We start from the raw sequence: 19,101 nt of genomic DNA, 5'->3' as shown, positions 1-19,101 counted from the left end.
TCGTGCCGTCCCCCCACTGGAGACACCCATGTCCACCTCACTGCACGAACCCACCACTCTCTCCTTCTCCCCCGGCGCCGCGACCTCACTGCTGGACGCCTACCGACCCACCACGGACCGGTTCCTGGCCTCTCCCCACCGCACCCTGCTCGGCCGCGGCACGACCACCGAAATCCCCCACGATTCCCGCCAGTTGACCGACCGCGTACGCGAGGTGCTTGACGCGCTGCGCCGCCCGGGCGCCCCGGCTCCCGTCGTCATGGGCTCCCTGCCCTTCGCTCCGGACGCCCCGCCCGCGCTGGCGGTCCCGGACATGGTCCACTGGGCGCCGCCGCTGCGTGAGGACCCGCTCGTCGCCCTGCCCGTCCCCCACGACGACGACCGGCCCGACTGGCAGGTGCGGGAGGTCCCGGCGCCCGAGCAGTACGGCGAGGCGGTCGCCGCCGCGGTCGCGCGCATGCGGGGCGGCGAGTTCGACAAGGTCGTGCTCGCCCGCACCCTGGAGCTGACGTCGTCCCGCACACCGGACCTGCCCGCCATGCTGCGGCGCCTGGCCCGCCGGGACCCGGCCGGGTACACGTTCGCCGTGCCGAGCGGGCCGGGCCGCACGCTCATAGGCGCCAGCCCCGAGCTCCTCGTCGCCCGGGAGGCCGGCCGGCTGACCGCCAACCCCCTGGCGGGATCGGCGCCGCGCAGCTCCGACCTGGCCGAGGACGTCCGCCGGGCGGTCGCGCTCCTGGAGTCCGAGAAGGACCTCCACGAACACGCCGTCGTCGTGGCCGCCGTACGGGAAGCCCTGGCACCGTTCTGCAACCGACTGGAGGTGCCGGAGCGGCCCACCCTGGTGCGCACCGCGGCCATGTGGCACCTGTCGACCACCGTCACCGGTGAGCTCGCCCACCCCGGGACGACCGCGCTGGACCTGGCGGCCGCACTGCACCCCACCCCGGCGGTGTGCGGCACGCCGACGGACGTGGCCCGGGCCGTGATCGCCGAGTCGGAGCCCTTCGACCGCGGCCCGTACACGGGCATGGTCGGCTGGCAGGACGCGGACGGCGACGGCGAGTGGGTCGTGACGATCCGCTGCGCCGAGGCCGAGGGACGGTCGCTGCGGCTGTTCGCGGGTGCCGGCGTGGTGGCCGCGTCATCGCCGGAGGCCGAGACCGCGGAGACGGCCGCCAAGTTCCGTACGTTCCTGCACGCAGTGGGAGCCTCGCTGTGACCCTCACTCCTGGCGTGGACTCCCCCACTTGGCCCCGTGAGTTCGCGGAACGCTACCGCGCGGCCGGCTACTGGCGCGGTGAGACCTTCGGGGGCGTGCTGCGCGAGCGGGCCGCCGCCCACCCCGACCGGCTCGCCCTCGTCGACCCCGCCCCCGAGCGGCGCACCTGGACCTACCGGGAGCTGGACGAGCGGGCCGACCGGCTCGCCGCCGGGTTCGCGGCACGCGGGATCGGACGCGGCGACCGGGTCGTCGTACAACTGCCGAACATCGGCGAGTTCGTCGAGGTGGTCTTCGCGCTGTTCCGGATCGGCGCGCTGCCGGTGTACGCGCTGCCCGCGCACCGGGAGACGGAGATCGGCTACTTCTGCACCTTCGCCGAGGCCGTCGCGTACGTCATCCCCGGCTCGTACGGCGGCTTCGACTACCGGGACCTGGCCGCGCGGGTGCGGAAGCAGACGCCGAGCCTCAGGCACGTGTTCGTGGGCGGCGACCCGGGTGAGCACACCGCCCTGTCCGAGGTGCCGTGCGAGCCGTCGGGGTCGTATGAGGGCCCGGAACCGCACGAGCTGGCCTTCCTCCAGCTGTCGGGCGGGACCACGGGCGTGCCCAAGCTCATCCCCCGCACCCACGACGACTACCTGTACTCGCTCTGGGGCTCCAACGAGATCTGCGGCGTCGACGCGGACACCCGCTTCCTCGTCGCACTGCCCGCCGCGCACAACTTCCCGATGAGCTCGCCCGGTTGGCTGGGCGTGCTCTACGCGGGCGGCACGACGGTGTTGTGCCCGAAGCCCGACCCGGCGACGGCCTTCCCGCTCATCGAGAGCGAGCGGATCACCATGACGGGGCTGGTGCCGCCGCTCGCCCTGGTGTGGACGGATGCCGCCCAGGAGGCCGAACAGGACCTGTCCGGCCTGGAGTTGGTGCTCGTCGGCGGCGCCAAGTACAGCGAGCAGGCGGCACGGCGGCTGGAGCCCGCTCTGGGCTGCCGGCTGATGCAGGTCTTCGGCATGGCCGAGGGACTGGTCAACTACACGCGGCTGGACGACGACTTGGAGACGATCGTCACGACTCAGGGTCGTCCGATCTCCCCGGACGACGAGGTCCGCATCGTCGACGACGCCGGGAACGACGTCCCCGACGGCGAGTTCGGGCATCTGCTCACCCGCGGCCCCTACACGATCCGCGGCTACTGGAGGGCCCCCGAGCACAACGCCCGATCCTTCACCGAGGACGGCTTCTACCGCACCGGCGACATCGTCCGCCGCACCCCGACCGGCCACCTCGTCGTCGAGGGCCGGGCCAAGGACCAGATCAACCGGGGCGGCGAGAAGGTCGCGCCGGAGGAGGTCGAGAACATCATCCTCGCCCACCCGTCCGTTCACGACGTGTCCGTCGTCGCCGTACCCGACGAGTACCTCGGCGAACGGTCCCTCGCCTACGTGATCCTGCGCGAGGGCGCCCTGCCGCTCAAGCCGGTCTCGATCAAACGGTTCGTGCGCGAGCGCGGGATCGCCGCCTACAAGGTCCCCGATCTCGTCGAGTTCGTCGACGCATTCCCGCAGACCGGCGTCGGCAAGGTCAGCAAGAAGCAGCTGCGGTCCACCGCCGAGCAGTACTGAAAGGCCCTCTCCCCATGGCACTTCCCGCCATCCCCTCCTATCCGCTCCCGGCCGCGGCCGAGCTTCCCGCGAACCGTGTGTCGTGGACCGTTGACCCGGCGCGCGCCGTGCTGCTCGTCCACGACCTCCAGCAGCACTTCCTGTCCGCGTTCCCGGCCGGCGCACAGCCCCTCACCGGCATGCTCGACAACGCGGCCCGTCTGCTGAAGGAGGCCCGCCGGCTCGGTGTCCCGGTCGTCTACTCGGCCCAGCGCGGCGGCCAGACGCCCCAGCAGCGCGGCCTCCAGCTCGACTTCTGGGGCCCGGGTGTCGCGGACGACCCCGAGGCGCTCGCCACGCCCGAGGCGGTGGCGCCCGAGCCCGGGGACACGGTGCTCACGAAGTGGAAGTACAGCGCGTTCGTACGCACCGAACTCGACGCCCTGCTGCGAGAGACGGGCCGCGACCAGTTGGTGATCGTCGGCGTGTACGCGCACATCGGCGTGCTGATGACCGCCTGCGACGCGTGGCAGCGGGACATCCAGGCGTTCGTCGTCGCCGACGCCGTCGCCGACTTCTCGCGGGACGACCACGACATGGCCCTGCGCTGGGCCGCCGGCCGCTGCGCGGTCGTGACCACCACCGACGCGCTCTTCAAGGAGGTCTGATCCATGACACTCACCCTGGAGCGGATCCGCACCGACATCGCCGACTGCCTCGGCGAGGAGCCCGCGGACATACCCGTCGACGAGAACCTCGTGGACTACGGCCTCGACTCCGTCCGCATCATGGCGCTCCTCGAACGCTGGCGCCGCGAGCACGGCGTCCAGGCGGACTTCGCGGACCTCGCCGAGCAGCCGGCCATCGAGGCCTGGGCACCCCTGCTGGGGGTGGCATGACCATCACCCTCGCCACCGAGACCGAACTGCCGCTGACGGCCGCCCAGTCGGGCATGTGGTACGCCCAGGCCCTCGACCCGCTCAGCCCCGCCCAGAACACCGCGGAGTGCCTGGAGATCGACGGCCCGCTCGATCCGGACCTCTTCGCGACGGCCCTGCGCCGGGTCACCGCGGAGGCGGAGGCGCTGCGCGTCCGGGTGGCGGACACCCCTGAGGGGCCGCGCCAGTACCTGCGGGAAGCGGTCGAACTGCCTCTGCTCGTACAGGAGATGAGCACCGTCGCCGAGGCCGAGGCGTGGATGCGCGCCGACCTCGCCGAGCCCTGCGACCTGGCGACCGGCCCACTCTTCCGGCACGCGCTCTTCCATGTCGGGGAGGATCGTTGGCTCTGGTACCAGCGCATCCATCACCTCGTGATGGACGGCTTCGGCTACTCCCTGCTGGTACGCCGCACCGCCGAGGCGTACACCGCTCTCGTCCGCGGCGAGGAGCCCGGTCCGCGCACCTTCGGCCGCCTCGCCGACCTGGTCGTGGACGACGCCACGTACCGCTCCTCCGAGACCTTCGCCGCCGACCGCGCGCACTGGTCGCGGGCCTTCGCCGACCGGCCGGAGGCACCCCGCCTCGCGGGCCGCGGCGCGCTGCCCTCGCGCACCTTCCACCGGCGTACGGCCCATGTGTCCCCGGAGACCACCCAGCGGCTGCGCGAACTCGCCGCCCGCCTCCGCGCGACCTGGCCGGACCTCCTGATCGCCGCCCAGGCCCTCTACACCTCCCGGGCCACCGCTCAGTCGGACGTGGTCCTGGGCCTGCCCATGATGGGCCGCATGGGCTCGGTCGCGCTGCGCGTTCCGGGCATGGTGATGAACGTCCTGCCGCTACGGCTGACCGTCTCCCCCGACGCGACCTTCGCGGAGCTGGTGCGCCAGGTCGTGCTCGGCATCCGGGAGGTCCGCCGGCACCAGCGCTACCGCTACGAGGACATCCGCCGCGATCTGGGCCTGCTGGGCGAGAACCGGGGCCTGGTCGGCCCGCTCGTCAACATCATGCCCTTCGACTACGGCGTCGACTTCGCGGGAGCTCCCGCGCGGGCCCGGAACCTGTCGGCGGGGCCGGTCGACGACCTGACGGTCAACATCTACGACCGCGCCGACGGCCGGGGCCTGCGCATCGACCACGACGGCAACCCCGCCCTGTACGGGGAAGGCGAACTCGCCGCACACCAGGCGCGGTTCCTGCACCTGGTGGACCGGCTCGCGGACACCGACCCACAACTGCCGCTCGCCGTGCACACCGTCGCGACCCCGGCCGAACAGGCCCTGGTCCTGGACGAGTTCAACCGCACCGACCGTGCGCTGCCGCCGACCACGCTGATCGGCCCGATCGAGGCGCAAGCCGCGCGAACCCCGGACGCTGTCGCGCTCGTGTACGGCGGCACCTCTCTCACCTACGCGGAGCTCAACGCCCGCGCGAACCAACTGGCTTGGCATCTGCAGTCCCTGGGCGCCCGTGCGGGCGCGGTGGTCGCGGTCTCGGTGCCGCGCTCCGTGGAGCTGATCGTCTCCCTGCTCGCCGTGGTGAAGGCGGGTGCGGCGTATCTGCCGCTCGACCCGGACTATCCGCCGCAGCGACTGACGTACATGCTCGAGGACGCGGCCCCGGTGTGCGCGATCACCGACCGTGCGGGGCGCCTCCCCGAGGACACGGGAACCCCGCTGGTCGCCCTGGACGGGCTCGATGTGTCGATGTACCCGCCGGTGAATCCGGCGCGGGCACTCACCCCGAGGCATCCCGCGTACGTGATCTACACGTCCGGCTCCACCGGCCGCCCCAAGGGTGTCGTCGTCCCGCACGGGGCGATCGACAACCGGCTGCGCTGGATGCAGCACGAGTACGGGCTCACCCCCGGGGACCGAGTGCTGCAGAAGACGCCGTCGTCGTTCGACGTGTCGGTGTGGGAGTTCTTCTGGCCGCTGCGCGAGGGTGCGGCGCTGGTCCTGGCGGAACCCGGCGGCCACAAGGACCCCGCCTACCTGGCCCGGCTCATCCGTGAACAGGCCGTCACCACCTGTCACTTCGTGCCGTCGATGCTCCAGGTGTTCCTGGCCGAGCCGGACGCGGCCGCGTGCACCGACCGACTGCGCCGGGTGTTCTGCAGCGGCGAGGCCCTGCCCCGGGAGACCGCGAACGCCTTCGGGCGGACCCTGCCGGGCGTGGAGCTGCACAATCTGTACGGCCCGACCGAGGCCGCCGTCGACGTGACGTACCACGCCTGTGCCCCGGAGGGGTCCGGCCCCGTCCCGATCGGGCGGCCGGTCTGGAACACCCGCCTGTACGTCCTGGACGCGGCCCTGCAGCCGTGCCCGCCCGGAGTGCCGGGCGAACTGTACTTGGCGGGCGTGCAGTTGGCCGACGGCTATCTGCGCCGCGCCGAGCTCACGGCGACCCGGTTCGTGGCCGACCCCATCGGTCCGGCGGGCAGCCGGATGTACCGCACGGGCGACCTGGCGCGCTGGACCGGAAAGGGTGAGGTCGAGTACCTCGGCCGCACCGACCATCAGGTGAAGCTGCGCGGCCAGCGCATCGAACTCGGCGAGATCGAGGCCTCGTTGGCGGCCCAGCCCGGCGTGGACGGCGCCTGCGCGTTGGTGCGGGAGGACCGGCTCGTCGGCTATGTGACGGGCATGGCCGATCCGGCCGCGGTGCGGGCCGCGTTGGCGCGTGAGCTGCCGGAGCACATGGTGCCGGCGGCGGTCGTGGCCCTCGACGTGTTCCCGCTCAGCCCCAGTGGGAAGCTGGAGCGGCGTGAGCTGCCCGATCCGGTCTTCGCGGGCGGCGCGCGCAAAAGGCCGCCGGCGTCCCCCCGCGAGGAGGCGCTGACCGGGCTGTTCGCACAGGTGCTGGGCGTCGAGGAAGTCGGCCCGGACGACGCGTTCTTCGACCTGGGCGGGACCTCGCTGCTCGCGGTACGCCTGGTGACCCGGGTCCGGGAGGATTTCGGCGTCGAGCTGACGATCGGCTCGCTCTTCGAGGCGCCGACACCGGCCGCGCTGGCCGCCCGCCTGGACGCCGCGGGACCGGCGTCCGGGGACGCCCTGGACGTCGTACTCCCGCTGCGCGCGGAGGGCACACGGCCCCCGCTGTTCGCGTTCCATCCGGCGGGCGGGATCTCGTGGTGCTACGCGGGGCTGACCGCACGGCTCGGTCCCGGGCAGCCGGTGTACGGCATCCAGGCGCGTGGGCTGGTCGGCGACGAGCCGCTGCCACGGACGCTCCAGGAGGAGGCGGAGGACTACGTCGAGCGGATCCGCGAGGTCCAGCCGCAGGGGCCGTACCGGCTGCTGGGCTGGTCGGTCGGCGGGGTCCTCGCGCACACCGTGGCCGTCCTGCTCCAGGAGGCCGGCGAGGAGGTCCAACTCCTCGCGCTGCTCGACGCGTTCCCGGCGGAACAGTGGCGGGAGCGGCCCGCGCCCGAGGAGGGGGACGCGCTCACGGCCGTACTGCGCATGGCGGGCTTCGAGCGCACCGACGAGCGGGATCGGGACGACGTGCTGGCCACGCTGCGCCGGGCGGGCAGTCCGCTCGCCGGGCTCTCCGACCACACCCTGTCGCGGATCGTCGACATCGTGCCCAACCACGCCCGCATGATGCGCGAGCACCGACACCGCCGATACGACGGCGACTTGCTCTTCTTCACAGCCGCCGCCCCGCGTCCCGAGCACTGGCTGACCCGTGAGGCGTGGCGGCCGCACGTGAGCGGCGTGATCGTCAACCACGACCTGGACTGCACGCATCCGCAGCTGATGCGGGCCCGGCATCTCGACGACATCGCGGCGCATCTCGCCGCCCGTTTGAAGGAGTTCGACGCATGACGACCCAGGCCGGTCCGTTCGATCCCGGTCCTGACGGCCAGGAGACCCATCTGGTGCTGGAGAACGCGCAGGGGCGGCTGTCCCTGTGGCCGGCCTGGCGCGCCGTGCCGGCCGGTTGGGCGGCCCGCTTCGGTCCGGCTCCGCACTCGCTGTGCGTGGGCCAGGTGGAGACGGGCCTGGGATGAGAACGGTGACACCGGAGGTGCCGAAGCTGCGTCCGCGGGCGCTCGTACGGGGGCCGGGACTGTGCCGCCGGGACCTGGCACGGGGCCCGCTGCTGTGGCTCGTACGGGCGCCTGAGACGGGTGCCCCGCTCGACGTGTCCCTGCTGGATGCGGACGAGCGGCTCCGGGCGGCGGCGTTGCGACGGCCGGCGGAGCGGGCGCTGTACGTCACCGTGCACAGTGCGCTGCGCCGGGTCCTGGGCGCCTACTCGGGACTGCCGGCCGCGTCGGTTCGGTTGACGCGGCTGCCCTGCCCGGGCTGCGGCGGTCCGCACGGCCGTCCCGCGATGGTGGGGCCATTCGGCTCACGCGTCCACTTCTCGCTCTCCCACTCGGGCGGGCTGGCCCTGCTGGGACTTGCCTCCGAGCCGGTGGGTGTGGACCTCGAGCGGGTTCCCGGACCGGTGCTCGCCGAGGAAGCGGCCCATGCCCTGCACCCCGCCGAGCGGAAGGAGTTGGCGCGGGCGTCCGTCGAGGCCCGCCCGGGCGCCTTCGCCCGGTGCTGGACCCGCAAGGAGGCGTACGCCAAGGCGACGGGCGAGGGCCTGTCCAGCGACCTGGTGCGCGGCCTGTACCTGGGGACCGGCCCTCGCCCGGCCGCTCTTCCCGGCTGGACGGCGACGGACGTCGACGTCCCCTTCGGCTGGGCCGCGGCCTGCGTGGTGCGGGACGCGCTCAGCGGCCCAGCAACTCCACCAGCCCGTCCGCCAGTTCCGTACGCCAGCAGAGGTAGTCGTGGCCACCGTTGAACTCCCGGTAGGAGGCGTCGTGGTAGCCCACGCTCGCGAGCGTGTCCCGCAGTCGGCGGGCCGCGGGCAGGGCGACCCATTCCTGCTCGCCGAAGGAGAGCCGGAAGCGGACCGGCAGCCGCGGCGTCGCGGCGATCGCGCGGGTGAGCCACTCGGCTTCCTGGCCGACGGGCCACCAGAACGAGCCCGACTGGACGAGCGCGTTGCCGAACCGGTGCGGGGCCGCGACGGCGGCGTAGGCGGCGGTGAGTCCGCCGAGGCTCTGTCCCGCGACCACCGTCCGCGCCGGGTCGTCGGTGACGGGCAGGCGTGCGGCGGTCCACGGCAGCAGCTCGTCCGTGAGGAAGGAGACGTACTCGGGACGGCACGACAGCTCCGCCCATCGGGTCGCCTCGTCCAGGGCCTCCGGCAGGACGGCGGCGACGGGCGGCATACGGTCGTCGGCGATGAGGTTGTCGAGGAGGTGGGCGAGGCCGAGCCGCGGCTGCCAGTGCTCGCCGTCGAGGAGGACGAGGACCGGCAGATCATCCGCCGACGTCCTTGTATCGACCGGCGGTTGGTACAGCCAGACGCGCCTGGGGCCACCGAGTCGCGCGCTTCCGACCTTGTGCTCGGTGACGGTTCCCCGGGCGACACCCGCTCGCGGCTCCCAGTCCGACGCGTCGGGTGCGGCGGGGAGTTCGGCGTACGAGACGGGAGCGTCCTCCCAACGGTGGGGAAGCGCCCGGCCGTTGAACGGATCGGTGCGGCGGCAGATGCGCAGCCACTGCCAGTACGCGGGGGTTCCCGGGTCCGGGCCGTCGCCCTCGTCGACGTAGAAGTCGTAGGAGCCGCGCCAGTCGTGGCGCAGGCGAAGCGTCCAGTGCCATACGTCCGTGCCGGGGACGCGCTCCATCAGGTTGCCCTCGGGGTCGCGCGGGTCGCCGAGCTTGTTCGGCAGGACCTGGACGGCGCGGGTGGCCGGGGTGCCGCGCCACAGGAACGTGACGGCCAGGTGGTCGGCGCTGCCCAGCGGGTCGGGAGCGACGAACGGTGTGCCGCGGCGGCGGACCTCGGCCCAGAACTCCTCGACGCCGTCCGGCGCGGGCAGCACGCAGGCCGGTTCGGCGAGCCGTGGCACCGCGTGCGGTCGCGCGAGTCGAGGCGGGCGGTTCGGGGCTCCCTCGGGCGGCACAGGCACGGACATTCAGCGGACTCCCGACGACACATCGCTTGATTACTTAGGCAAACCTACCCTTACATCCAGGAGCTTCGTCCGTGGCCTTCGACAGACCCTCCGCCACCATGTCCCGCCCCGGACTCAGCCACGTGGCCGCGCTCACCGGCGGAGCAGCCCGGCGGCGACGTGCCCTTCACCGTGACCGGCTTTCCAGCCGGGGCAACCCTGAGCGTCAAGTTCGACAACGCGACCCTGCTGAAGCAGTTCACGATCGGCCGGCCGGCAACTGAGCTCCGGGGCTGTGCGGCCCCGGCCGTGCCCGCACGGGCACCAAAACCCTCGCTCCGCATCAACCCACCCCCCCATATCAGGGAGTTGACTCAGCATGACCACACGCACCCGCAACCTCCGCCGCACCACGGTCCGTGCCGCCATAGCCGTGGTACTCACCGCGGGCATCACACCGGCGCTGACGGGCACCGCGTCGGCCGAGGCGACAGGCTCCACCGTCACGACCGCACCGCTGGTCAGAGGCCTGTACCAGTCGGCGTACTCGGAGCGGAACGACGCGCTCTGGGTCACCGTCTCCAACGGCCGCCCGCCGGTCACCGCCACCAGCCTGCTGAAGGTGGACCCGGACACCCTGGCCGTGGAGGCCTCCTACACCCCGCCGGTCGTCGACACGGCCACCGGCGCGCTGGAGGCCGTCTACGGTGTCGCCGTCGACGACGAGCACAACACCGTGTGGACGACGAACACCCGCAACAACTCCGTCGCCGTCTACAGCCAGCGCACCGGCGAGCACCTCGCCACGCTGCCGAACGTCGCGCACGCCCGCGAGATCGTCGTGGACGAGCGGCACAACACGGTGTGGGCGAGCGGCTTCGGGGACGGCACGCTGGTCGCGATCGACAGCCGTACGTTCAAGGAGAAGGAGCGCGTCACGATCGAGGGCGCGGGCCCCGCGGGCCTCGCCGTCAACGAGCGGACCGGGACGGTCTATGCGGCCGACCTGTCCAACGACCGGATCATCCAGGTCTCCCCCGGCTCGGAGACGCCGCGGTTCATTCCGGCCGGCGACGGTCCGATCTCGGTCTCCCTCTCCAAGAACGGCCGCACCGCCTACACGGCCGACCAGACCGCGGGCACGGTGTCCGTGGTCGACCTGCGCTCGGGCACGGTCACCAAGTCGGTGGCGACCGGTGCGGGTGCGCTGTCGGTGGCCACGGACGAGCGCTCCGGTGACGTCCTGGTCGTCAGCCGCACCGCCGCGAGCGTCTCCGTCATCGACCCGCGCAAGGGTGTCGTCGAGGAGACGCTGGCCACCGGGACCAACCCGAACCACGTCGACGTGGCCGACGGCACGGCGTACGTGGTCGACAAGTCCGGTGCCGGCGCGGGCGGCACGGACCAGGTGACGCGGATCCGTATCGGTCACTGACCCGGTGGGGCGCCGGCACTCGCCGGCGCCCCTTCAGTGCCGGCGCAACCAGGCGCTCTGACCGCCGTCGACGACCAGGTCGGTGCCGTTGACGTACTGCGCCTGGGGCCCGGCGAGAAAGGCGATGACGTCGGCGATCTCCACCGGTGTCGCGGCGCGGCCCGCGCCGCACGCGTCGAGCATCTTCCGCAGGTGCTCGCCGTACACCGACCCGGCCTCGGCCTTCGCCATGTCCGTGGCCACGGCGCCCGGACTGACCGAGTTCACCCGGGCACCGCGCAGGTTCCAGGCGAGCGCGGCGGCCTCGACACGCACCTGCACAGCCCGGTTGGACACGATGTACGCGGGCACCGCGTCGTCCCCGACGGCGGCGACGACGTCGAGTTCGAGGAGCTCTTCCGCGGGCACGGTCGCCAGCAGGACCTCGTCCTCGTCGGACAGTGTCGCGTAGTGACCCGCGACGCCCGCGACGCAGACCAGGGAGGTGCCGCGAGTGGCCACGGCCTCGAAGCAGTCGATCACATGGGCGGTACCGACCATGTTCACCTCGAAGTTGGTCCGCGCGGAGGCGATCGCGGCGCAGACCCCCGCGGTGTGCACGACGGCCGCCAACCGTCCCTCGCCGGCCGCCGTTTCGGCCAGCTTCCGCACCGACGCGTGATCGCAGACATCGATCACCACGCCGTGCGCGTCGTACCCCTCGGCACGCAACACCCCGACCGTACGGTCGAGTTGGCCGCGCGAGGCGTCGGCGAGGAAGAGGGTACGGCCGCTGCCGATCCGGCGTGCGACCGCCGTCCCTATTCCTCCCGCCCCGGTGACCACGACCACGTCACGGCGTTCGTCGCGCGGAAAGCCGACCATGGACAACCTCCTTCGTTCAGGCCTCGGTTGCCGAGACCTCGCTGCGCACTGCCTCGTGCCAGGCCGCTCCGGACGCGATGGCCTGCCGCCACTGCCGGATCGCCTTGGGCGGCATGCCGACGGCGAGCGCTCCGCTCACCCGGTCCCCGGTGCGGTAGACGGCGACGAACCGGCGCTCCGCCAAGTCACCCGCCACCACGGCGACTTCGTCGTGTCCCCGCAGGAAGCCGTATGCCTGGACCTTCATGTCGTACTGGTCGGACCAGAAGTACGGCACCGGCGCGAACGGCTTGCGCGCCTCGGGGTGGAGCAGGTTGCGAGCGGCGGCCATGCCCTGTTCGGCCGCGTTGGTGCGGTGCTCGATGCGCATCGAGGTGCCGAACAGGGGGTTGTACCAGCGGGCGACGTCACCGGCCGCGTACACGTTCCGCGCGGCCTCGCAGTACTCGTCGCAGACCACGCCGTCGCCCACCGGCAGACCGCTGCCCTCGAGCCACTCGGTGTTGGGCAGTGAGCCGATGGCGACCAGCACCTCGTCGGCGTCGATCACCTCGCCGTCGGCGAGCCGGACCCCGTCCTCGGTCACCTCGGTCACGGTGACCCCGCAGCGCAGGTCAACGCCCCGGTCCACGTGCGCCTGGGCGAGCACCTGTCCGACCTCGGCGCCGACCGCGTGCGCCAGCGGCACGGAGGCGGGTTCGAGGAGCGTCACCCGGGCGCCGAGACGCCAGGCCACCGCGGCGGCCTCCGCGCCGAGGAAACCCGCGCCCACCACGACCAGCCGCCGCCCGGGCGTGAGCCGCTCCCGCAGCGTCAGGGCGTCTTCGAGCGTGCGCAGCACATGCGCGCCCTCGCCGGGCAGCCGGCGCGGCCGGACCCCGGTGGCCAGGATCAGTCCGTCGTACGGCACCGTCGAACCGTCGGCCAAGTGCAGTGTGCGCTCGGCGAGTTCGAGGCCGGTCGCGGCCACGCCGAGGCGCAGGTCGAGGCCGAGGGCGCCCAGGTCAGACGTGGTGCGCAGGGCCAGCCGGTCGGGCTCCCACTCGCTGGACAGCAGCTGCTTGGAGAGCGGCGGCCGGTCGTACGGGGCGAGCAGCGCAGACCGCGATGGCTTCCTTGACGTCGTCGAGGAGTTCGGGCCCGGGCTTCTCCTCCAGCAGGATCGCGATGCCGTCGTCGTCCTGGTCGAACACGTCCATCGCGGCGAGCACGCACTGCCCCGAGGCGACGCACTTGTCGGCTTCCAGTTCCACCTTCATGGGAATCCCCTTCATCACATGTCGTTCTTGTTGGTTGGCGGGACGGGAAACCGTCACCAGGTGACAGGCAGTCCGTGCACGCCGTAGATGAACGCGTCGTGCTTGAACTTGACGTCTTCGAGGGCGCAGGCGAGCTTGAGCGTCGGGATGCGCTTGTAGAGGGTGCCGTAGACGACCTGGAGCTCCATCCGGGCCAGGGGCTGGCCCAGGCACTGGTGGATACCGAAGCCGAAGGCGACGTGCCGGCGGGCGTCGCGGGTGATGTCGAGCTTGTCCGGGTCGGCGAACACCTCGGGGTCGCGGTTGGCGATCTCGTTGACCAGGATGACGCCGTCCCCGGCCTTGAGGACCTGGCCGGCGATCTCGATGTCCTCGGTGACCGCGCGGCGCTTTCCCTCGTGGGCGATGTTCAGGTACCGCAGGAGTTCCTCGACCGCCGAGGCGACGACCTTCGGGTCGTCCGTCTCACGCAGCAGGGCGAGCTGGTCCGGGTTCTGCAGCAGCGCCAGAGTGCCGAGGGCGATCATGTTGGCGGTCGTCTCGTGCCCCGCGAACAGCAGGAGCAGCGCCATCTCGGTCGCCTGCCCGTGGGTCAGTTCACCGGCGGCGACCCGTCCGGCGATGCTCGACAGCAGGTCGTCCTGCGGTTCGGCGAGCCGCTGTCCGATGAGACCGCCCAGGTATCCGCCGATCACCCGGGTCGCCGCGTTGCGCTCCTCGGTCGTCGAGGTCGTGCGGACCATCGTCTTGGTGTTGTCCTGGAACATGGCGTGGTCGTCGTAGGGCACGCCCAGCAGTTCGCAGATCACCAGCGAGGGGATCGGCAGAGCGAACGCGTCCACGAGGTCCACCGGGCCCGGGCCGGCCAGCAGATCGTCGATCAGGTCGTCCACGATCTTCTGGACGGTGGGCCGCATGGCCTCCACCCGCTTGATGGCGAACGGCGCCGTCGCCATCCGCCGCAGCCGGGCGTGTTCGGGGTCGTCCATCATGATGAAGCTGAGCTTGCCCCCGCCCGAGGCGGCCTTGTTCGGGTAGCCGGGGGTGTCGATGTCCGCACTGACCCGCGCGTCGCCCAGAATGGCCCGCTGCTCGGTGTAACGGGTCACGAGCCACGGCTCGCTGCCGTCCCACAGCCGCACCTTGGTGAGGGGCGCTTCTGCCTGCAGATCCTTGAGGGCGGGCGGCGGGTCGAACGGGCAGCGGGCCTCCCGGGACATCGGGAACTCGGGGACGGTGTCCGTCGCTTCGGGCACGGGTCCGGCCAATGTGTCGGCCATGGTTCTCCTCGGTGGTGGGGGGCTCCGGTCGAGGCGGAGCGCCGGGGGGAAGGGTCGAGGCCTCGATGAGCACATGCAAACAGAGGGGGCTGACGCCTTCCCGCCAGTTCCCTGACAGGAAGCTGACGTGACCCAGATCACACGATGCGGAGTGCGGGTAACTCCCTTGCGATGTAAGGAAGTTGTGAGGGAAAGGCCGGATGGTCGCTGCTCGACGCGGTGCGTCAGGACTCGACGTCGGCACTGCCCAACCAGTAGCCGAAGCCCCGGCGGGTGTGAATCAGCACGGGAGCGGCCCGGTCCACCTTGCGCCGCAGCCGGGAGACGAGCTGCTCGATCGCGTTGTCACCGTGGTAGTCACCCCAGACGTACCGGCCGATCTGCTCCTTCGACAGCACCCGGTGCGCATTGACCAGGAGATGGCGCAGCAGCCGGTACTCGGCGGGCGTGAGGTCGAGCGAGCGCGGCCCGCGCCGGGCCTGGCACAGGCTGTCGTCCAGGACGAGATCGCGGTAGCTCAGCGCTCCGTCCCCCGAGCGTCCGGAACCCGCCCCGCGCAGCAGGACCTGCACCCTGGCCAGGACCTCGCCCACCCGAAAGGGCTTGGTGACGTAATCCCTCTCCCCCAGGCCGAGCTCAGGCACGAGTTGGTCGAGGGAGTCGTACTCGACCAGCAACAGCACCGGCGGGCGGTGCTCGAGGGCCGGCCGGTCGCGGCCCAGGTCGGCCACGTCCGGCAGGCTCGAGTCGAGGACCACCAGGTCGTACGACTGCTTCGCAAGCCGGGCCGGCGCTTCGGCCGCCGTAGCGACGACGCCGACCGTGTATCCCGCCAACTCCAGCATGGTGGACAGTAGTTCGGCGACATCCGTGTCGCCGACGACGATCAGGAGGTGCTGGCCGGCCCCGCGGGCGAGTGCCGGTTTCTCACTGGGGCTGCCGTACATGCAGCTCACCCTACCGGACTGCTTGCCTAACTCAAGCAATACGCGCGGCGTCGGACCAGGACCGCCGGAACTCAGGTGCCCGGCACCGGCGTGACCGGAGCCAGCCAGATGCCCACCACGGCGTCGGCCAGCCCCGTGGCGGCGTCCCGCCAACTGGACCGCGGGGTCGGGATCCTCTCCGCGAGGGCCTGTTCCCGCTCGGCGGGCACGTGCACGATCAACTGACGTGCCATGGCACCGCGTTCGGCACGGACATCGGCCGGCAGATCGGGCAGGCACCGGTTGAACCCCTCGATGACCTCCCGCAGGGACGGCGAGGAGAGGGACTCCTCCACCATGATCTGCTGGAGCGCCGGGTCGGTCATCACCTGCGCGCAGAACCGGGCGAACCAGGTGGGGCTGCCCAGCTCCGCGAGATGTTCGAGGATCGGGCGCACCAGGCAGTCCACCCAGTCGCGTACGTCCGTGGAGTCGCCGATCCCGGCCAGCAGCCGGACGCGGTTCTCCTCGACACGCGCCTGGTGCTTGCGGATGATCGCCCGCACCAGGTCGGCCTTGGTGCCGAAGTGGTAGCCGACCGCGGCGTTGTTGCCCTGCCCCGCGGCCTCGCTGACCTGACGGTTGGACACCGCGTACACGCCGCGCTCGGCGAAGAGCCGCTCCGCCGCGGTCAGGATCGACTCCCGGGTCGCGCTGACCTGCTCCGCCCGTACCGCCCCGCCGGCCATCTTCACCACCGCACCGGGACTTCACGCAACCCTCCGACGGCCAGTCCCTCGAGCCGCCTGAGGTCCGCCGCGGGTGCGGCGAGCTCCAGTGACGGAAGCCTACGCAACAGCACGTCAAGGACGGTTCGCAGCACCGTGCGGGCCAGCGCCTGGCCCGGACAGGACTGCGGCCCGGCGCCGAAGGCCAGATGGGGGTTGGGGCTGCGGTCGAGCGCCATCTCCCCGGGAGCGACGAAGGCGGACTCGTCACGGTTGGCGGCCGCCGCACTGCACAGCACGGTCGTGCCCGGCGGGAGCACGGTGCCGGCGATCTCGGCCTCCTCGCCGAGATAGCGGGGCATCCCGACGCCGGGGTCGGCGTCGAACCGGAGCGCCTCCTCGACCGCGGTCGGCACCAGCGAGGGGTCGGCGAGCAGCCGCTCCCAGCGCCGCCGGTCGGCCAGCAGCAGGGCCACCATCTTCGCGATCACGTTCATGGTGGTCTCGTGCCCGGCGACCAGCAGGGCCTGGCCCGTGAAGACGAGTTCCCGCTCGGACAGCCGGTGGCCGTCGGTGTCGCGTGCCGTGACGAGCGCACCGAGCAGGTCGTCGCTCGGCTCCTCCTGCCGGGCGTGGACCTGCGCTCCCAGGTAGTCGACGAAGTCGTCCTGCGCGGCGTCGAACTCCTCCTGGGTGCAGCGGGTCAGGTTGAGCAGGGTGTCGGACCAGCGGGCGAACCGGTCGTGGTGGGCGTCGGGGACGCCGAGGAGTTCGCAGACCACCCACACCGGCAGCGGGAAGGCCAGGTGGGCCCGCAGGTCCGCGGGATGCCCCTGCTCCACCATGTCGTCGACGAGCCGTTCCGTCCGCGCCTCGATGCCCGGCCGCAGCGCGGCCACCCGCTCGGCGGTGAGCCATCGGCCCAGCATCCGCCGCCACCTGCGATGGGCCGCGCCGCTCTCCGGGATGGCCAGCGCCATGTCGCTGTTGAACACCCCGCCGGACTCGTGGTCCGCCATCCGGGCCGCGTCGTCGGCGGTCAGGCGCCGGCTGAACCGCCGGTCGGAGAGCACCTGCCGGACATCTTCGTAGCGGGTCAGCAGGGCCGCCTCGTCCCCGCTCGGCAGGGTCACGCGCGCGACGGGGCACTCCTGCCGCAGTGTCGCCCACTCCGGGGGCGGCTCCAGCGCCGTGCCCCCGCGCAACGGATAGGTCAGTGACGGCTCGTCCTGGCTCCGGGACATACGCCCTCCTCGGCTCCCGCGATCGCTCACGGCTCGGCTCCGGCGATCGCTGCACGATCAGGACAGCCGGGCGATTAAGCTAAGTCAAGCACCTGACTTACATTCGCCGAGTTCCGGCCCTCTAGCCATGCCCACGGAGGCCCCGTCATGTCCGACGCCCCTGCCAGACCTGTCGCCGCGGAGGGTTCCGCACCGCCGAGGTCGAGTTCCGTGGTGGCGGTGCTGGCCTTCGCCGGAATCGTCGTCGCGCTGATGCAGACCCTGGTGATCCCGATCGTTCCGGAGCTGCCCCGGCTGCTGGACGCCCCGGCCTCGGACACCGCCTGGGCCGTCACCGCGACCCTGCTGGCCGCCGCCGTGGCCACTCCCGTCGTCGGGCGCCTGGGCGACATGTTCGGCAAGCGTCGCATGCTCATGATCAGCATCGTCATGCTGGTGATCGGCTCGGTCTTCTGCGCGCTCAGCGACGCCCTGGTACCGATGATCGTCGGCCGTGCCCTGCAGGGCCTGTCCTCCGGTGTGATCCCGCTCGGCATCAGCATCATGCGCGACGAACTGCCTGCCGAGCGGCTGGCCGGCGCCACCGCGCTGATGAGCGCCTCCCTCGGCGTCGGTGGCGCCCTCGGCCTGCCCACCGCCGCGCTGATCGCGGACAACTACGACTGGCACGTGCTGTTCTGGGGCTCGGCCGCCATGGGCGTCCTGGCCCTCGTCCTGGTCCTGTTCCTGGTGCCGGAGTCCAAGGTGCGCACCGGCGGGCGCTTCGACCTGGTAGGCGGCGTCGGCATGGCCATCGGTCTGATCTGCCTGCTGCTGGCCATCTCCAAGGGCGCCGACTGGGGCTGGACCGACGGCACCACCCTCGGCCTGCTCGCCGCGGCCGTGATCGTCCTGCTCGCCTGGGGCGCGTTCGAACTGCGCACCGACCAGCCGCTGGTGGACCTGCGCACGACCGTCCGCCCGCAGGTGCTGTTCACCAACCTCGCCTCGATCGCGATCGGCTTCTCGATGTTCGCGATGTCGCTGGTCCTGCCGCAGCTGCTGCAGCTGCCGGCCGAGACCGGTTACGGCCTGGGCAAGTCCCTGCTGACCGCCGGTCTGGTCATGGCGCCCTCCGGTCTGGTGATGATGGCCCTGGCGCCCGTCTCCGCGGCGGTCTCCAAGGCCAAGGGGCCGAAGGTGACGCTGATGATCGGCGCGCTGATCGTGGCCGCCGGGTACGGCCTGAACATCGTGCTGATGTCCGAGGTCTGGCACCTGGTGCTGGTCTCCTGTGTGATCGGCGCCGGCATCGGCTTCACCTACGGCTCCATGCCCGCCCTCATCATGGGCGCGGTCCCCGCGTCCGAGACCGCGGCCGCCAACAGCCTCAACACGCTGATGCGGTCCATCGGTACGTCCGTCGCCAGCGCCATCGCCGGCGTGGTCCTGGCGCAGATGACCACCAGCTTCGGCGGCTACGCCCTGCCGTCCGAGGACGGCTTCAGGACGGTCATGGCGATCGGTGCGGGCGCCGCGCTCCTCGCCTTCGCGATCGCCTCCTTCATCCCGCGTCCGCGTGCCGCCGTCGCGACCGCCACGGCGCCCGCTCCCGCGGAAGCAGCGGCCGGTACGCCCGCAGGGCACTGAG

General features: G+C 72.1%; 16 protein-coding genes and 1 pseudogene. 9 read left to right on the top strand and 8 right to left on the bottom strand.

Translation table 11 applies throughout. The features are described from left to right. Window positions 1–28 precede the first annotated feature (28 nt). The 7 genes from IG08_RS0134640 to IG08_RS57655 are packed head-to-tail and all read left to right on the top strand — an operon-like array spanning window position 29 to window position 8,570. A complete protein-coding gene (locus IG08_RS0134640) occupies window positions 29–1,222 on the top strand; it encodes an isochorismate synthase (protein ID WP_043455956.1) in 1,194 nt (397 codons plus the stop codon). After that, on the top strand, window positions 1,219–2,847 hold the full coding sequence (locus IG08_RS0134635; RefSeq protein WP_030611915.1) for a (2,3-dihydroxybenzoyl)adenylate synthase: 1,629 nt from the start codon (window positions 1,219–1,221) through the stop codon (window positions 2,845–2,847). Before IG08_RS0134640 ends, IG08_RS0134635 begins: the two co-directional genes overlap by 4 nt. A 14-nt stretch (window positions 2,848–2,861) precedes the next feature. Beyond that, on the top strand, window positions 2,862–3,494 hold the full coding sequence (locus IG08_RS0134630; RefSeq protein WP_030611912.1) for an isochorismatase family protein: 633 nt from the start codon (window positions 2,862–2,864) through the stop codon (window positions 3,492–3,494). 3 nt (window positions 3,495–3,497) lie between these two features. Beyond that, a complete protein-coding gene (locus tag IG08_RS0134625; protein WP_030611908.1) occupies window positions 3,498–3,725 on the top strand; it encodes a phosphopantetheine-binding protein in 228 nt (75 codons plus the stop codon). Continuing rightward, window positions 3,722–7,597: a non-ribosomal peptide synthetase gene (locus tag IG08_RS0134620; protein WP_030611905.1), complete on the top strand. Its 3,876-nt coding sequence runs from the start codon at window positions 3,722–3,724 to the stop codon at window positions 7,595–7,597. Before IG08_RS0134625 ends, IG08_RS0134620 begins: the two co-directional genes overlap by 4 nt. Beyond that, complete coding sequence (locus tag IG08_RS0134615; protein ID WP_030611903.1) at window positions 7,594–7,782, top strand: MbtH family NRPS accessory protein; 189 nt, start codon at window positions 7,594–7,596, stop codon at window positions 7,780–7,782. The genes IG08_RS0134620 and IG08_RS0134615 overlap by 4 nt, the downstream gene beginning before the upstream one ends. Then, complete coding sequence (locus IG08_RS57655; RefSeq protein WP_106981080.1) at window positions 7,779–8,570, top strand: 4'-phosphopantetheinyl transferase family protein; 792 nt, start codon at window positions 7,779–7,781, stop codon at window positions 8,568–8,570. Before IG08_RS0134615 ends, IG08_RS57655 begins: the two co-directional genes overlap by 4 nt. Here the strand turns inward: IG08_RS57655 and fes are convergent. Beyond that, window positions 8,497–9,756: an enterochelin esterase gene (gene fes / locus IG08_RS0134610; protein ID WP_030611900.1), complete on the bottom strand. Its 1,260-nt coding sequence runs from the start codon at window positions 9,754–9,756 to the stop codon at window positions 8,497–8,499. The genes IG08_RS57655 and fes overlap by 74 nt on opposite strands. 358 nt (window positions 9,757–10,114) lie before the next feature. On the opposite strand from fes, the gene IG08_RS0134605 reads away from it, so the two are divergent. Then, window positions 10,115–11,170, top strand: a complete 1,056-nt coding sequence (locus tag IG08_RS0134605) for a YncE family protein (RefSeq protein WP_030611897.1) — start codon at window positions 10,115–10,117, stop codon at window positions 11,168–11,170. 33 nt (window positions 11,171–11,203) lie between these two features. Here IG08_RS0134605 and IG08_RS0134600 read toward each other — a convergent pair whose 3' ends face one another. The 7 genes and pseudogenes from IG08_RS0134600 to IG08_RS0134570 all read right to left on the bottom strand — a co-directional run bounded on the left by IG08_RS0134600 (window position 11,204) and on the right by IG08_RS0134570 (window position 17,471). Further along, entirely contained in the window at window positions 11,204–12,034 is an 831-nt protein-coding gene (locus IG08_RS0134600) for an SDR family oxidoreductase (RefSeq protein ID WP_030611895.1), read from the bottom strand. Window positions 12,035–12,050: 16 nt separating this feature from the next. Beyond that, a pseudogene (locus IG08_RS0134595) lies at window positions 12,051–13,124 on the bottom strand (NAD(P)/FAD-dependent oxidoreductase); the annotation flags it as partial. Continuing rightward, window positions 13,039–13,293 carry a ferredoxin gene (locus IG08_RS0134590; RefSeq protein WP_052424984.1) on the bottom strand — a complete coding sequence of 85 codons (255 nt, stop codon included), beginning with the start codon at window positions 13,291–13,293 and terminating at the stop codon, window positions 13,039–13,041. The pseudogene IG08_RS0134595 and the gene IG08_RS0134590, both read right to left, overlap by 86 nt. Window positions 13,294–13,346: 53 nt before the next feature. Further along, window positions 13,347–14,573 carry a cytochrome P450 gene (locus IG08_RS0134585; protein WP_030611889.1) on the bottom strand — a complete coding sequence of 409 codons (1,227 nt, stop codon included), beginning with the start codon at window positions 14,571–14,573 and terminating at the stop codon, window positions 13,347–13,349. A gap of 224 nt (window positions 14,574–14,797) precedes the next feature. Beyond that, window positions 14,798–15,520 carry a response regulator transcription factor gene (locus IG08_RS0134580; RefSeq protein ID WP_030611887.1) on the bottom strand — a complete coding sequence of 241 codons (723 nt, stop codon included), beginning with the start codon at window positions 15,518–15,520 and terminating at the stop codon, window positions 14,798–14,800. Window positions 15,521–15,591: 71 nt separating this feature from the next. Next, window positions 15,592–16,248 (bottom strand): TetR/AcrR family transcriptional regulator, encoded by a 657-nt coding sequence (locus tag IG08_RS0134575; RefSeq protein WP_043455980.1) that lies wholly within the window; start codon window positions 16,246–16,248, stop codon window positions 15,592–15,594. Between the two features lie 2 nt (window positions 16,249–16,250). Then, window positions 16,251–17,471, bottom strand: a complete 1,221-nt coding sequence (locus tag IG08_RS0134570; protein WP_030611883.1) for a cytochrome P450 — start codon at window positions 17,469–17,471, stop codon at window positions 16,251–16,253. Window positions 17,472–17,618: 147 nt separating this feature from the next. Between IG08_RS0134570 and IG08_RS0134565 the strand changes: the two genes are divergently transcribed. Beyond that, window positions 17,619–19,100: an MFS transporter gene (locus IG08_RS0134565; protein ID WP_030611881.1), complete on the top strand. Its 1,482-nt coding sequence runs from the start codon at window positions 17,619–17,621 to the stop codon at window positions 19,098–19,100. Window position 19,101 lies beyond the last annotated feature (1 nt).

The sequence above is a fragment of the Streptomyces fulvoviolaceus genome (genome assembly GCF_000718165.1).
Lineage (GTDB): Bacteria > Actinomycetota > Actinomycetes > Streptomycetales > Streptomycetaceae > Streptomyces > Streptomyces fulvoviolaceus.
The sequence above is the reverse complement of the archived record's forward strand: the minus strand, read 5'-3'. Positions and strand labels throughout refer to the sequence as shown.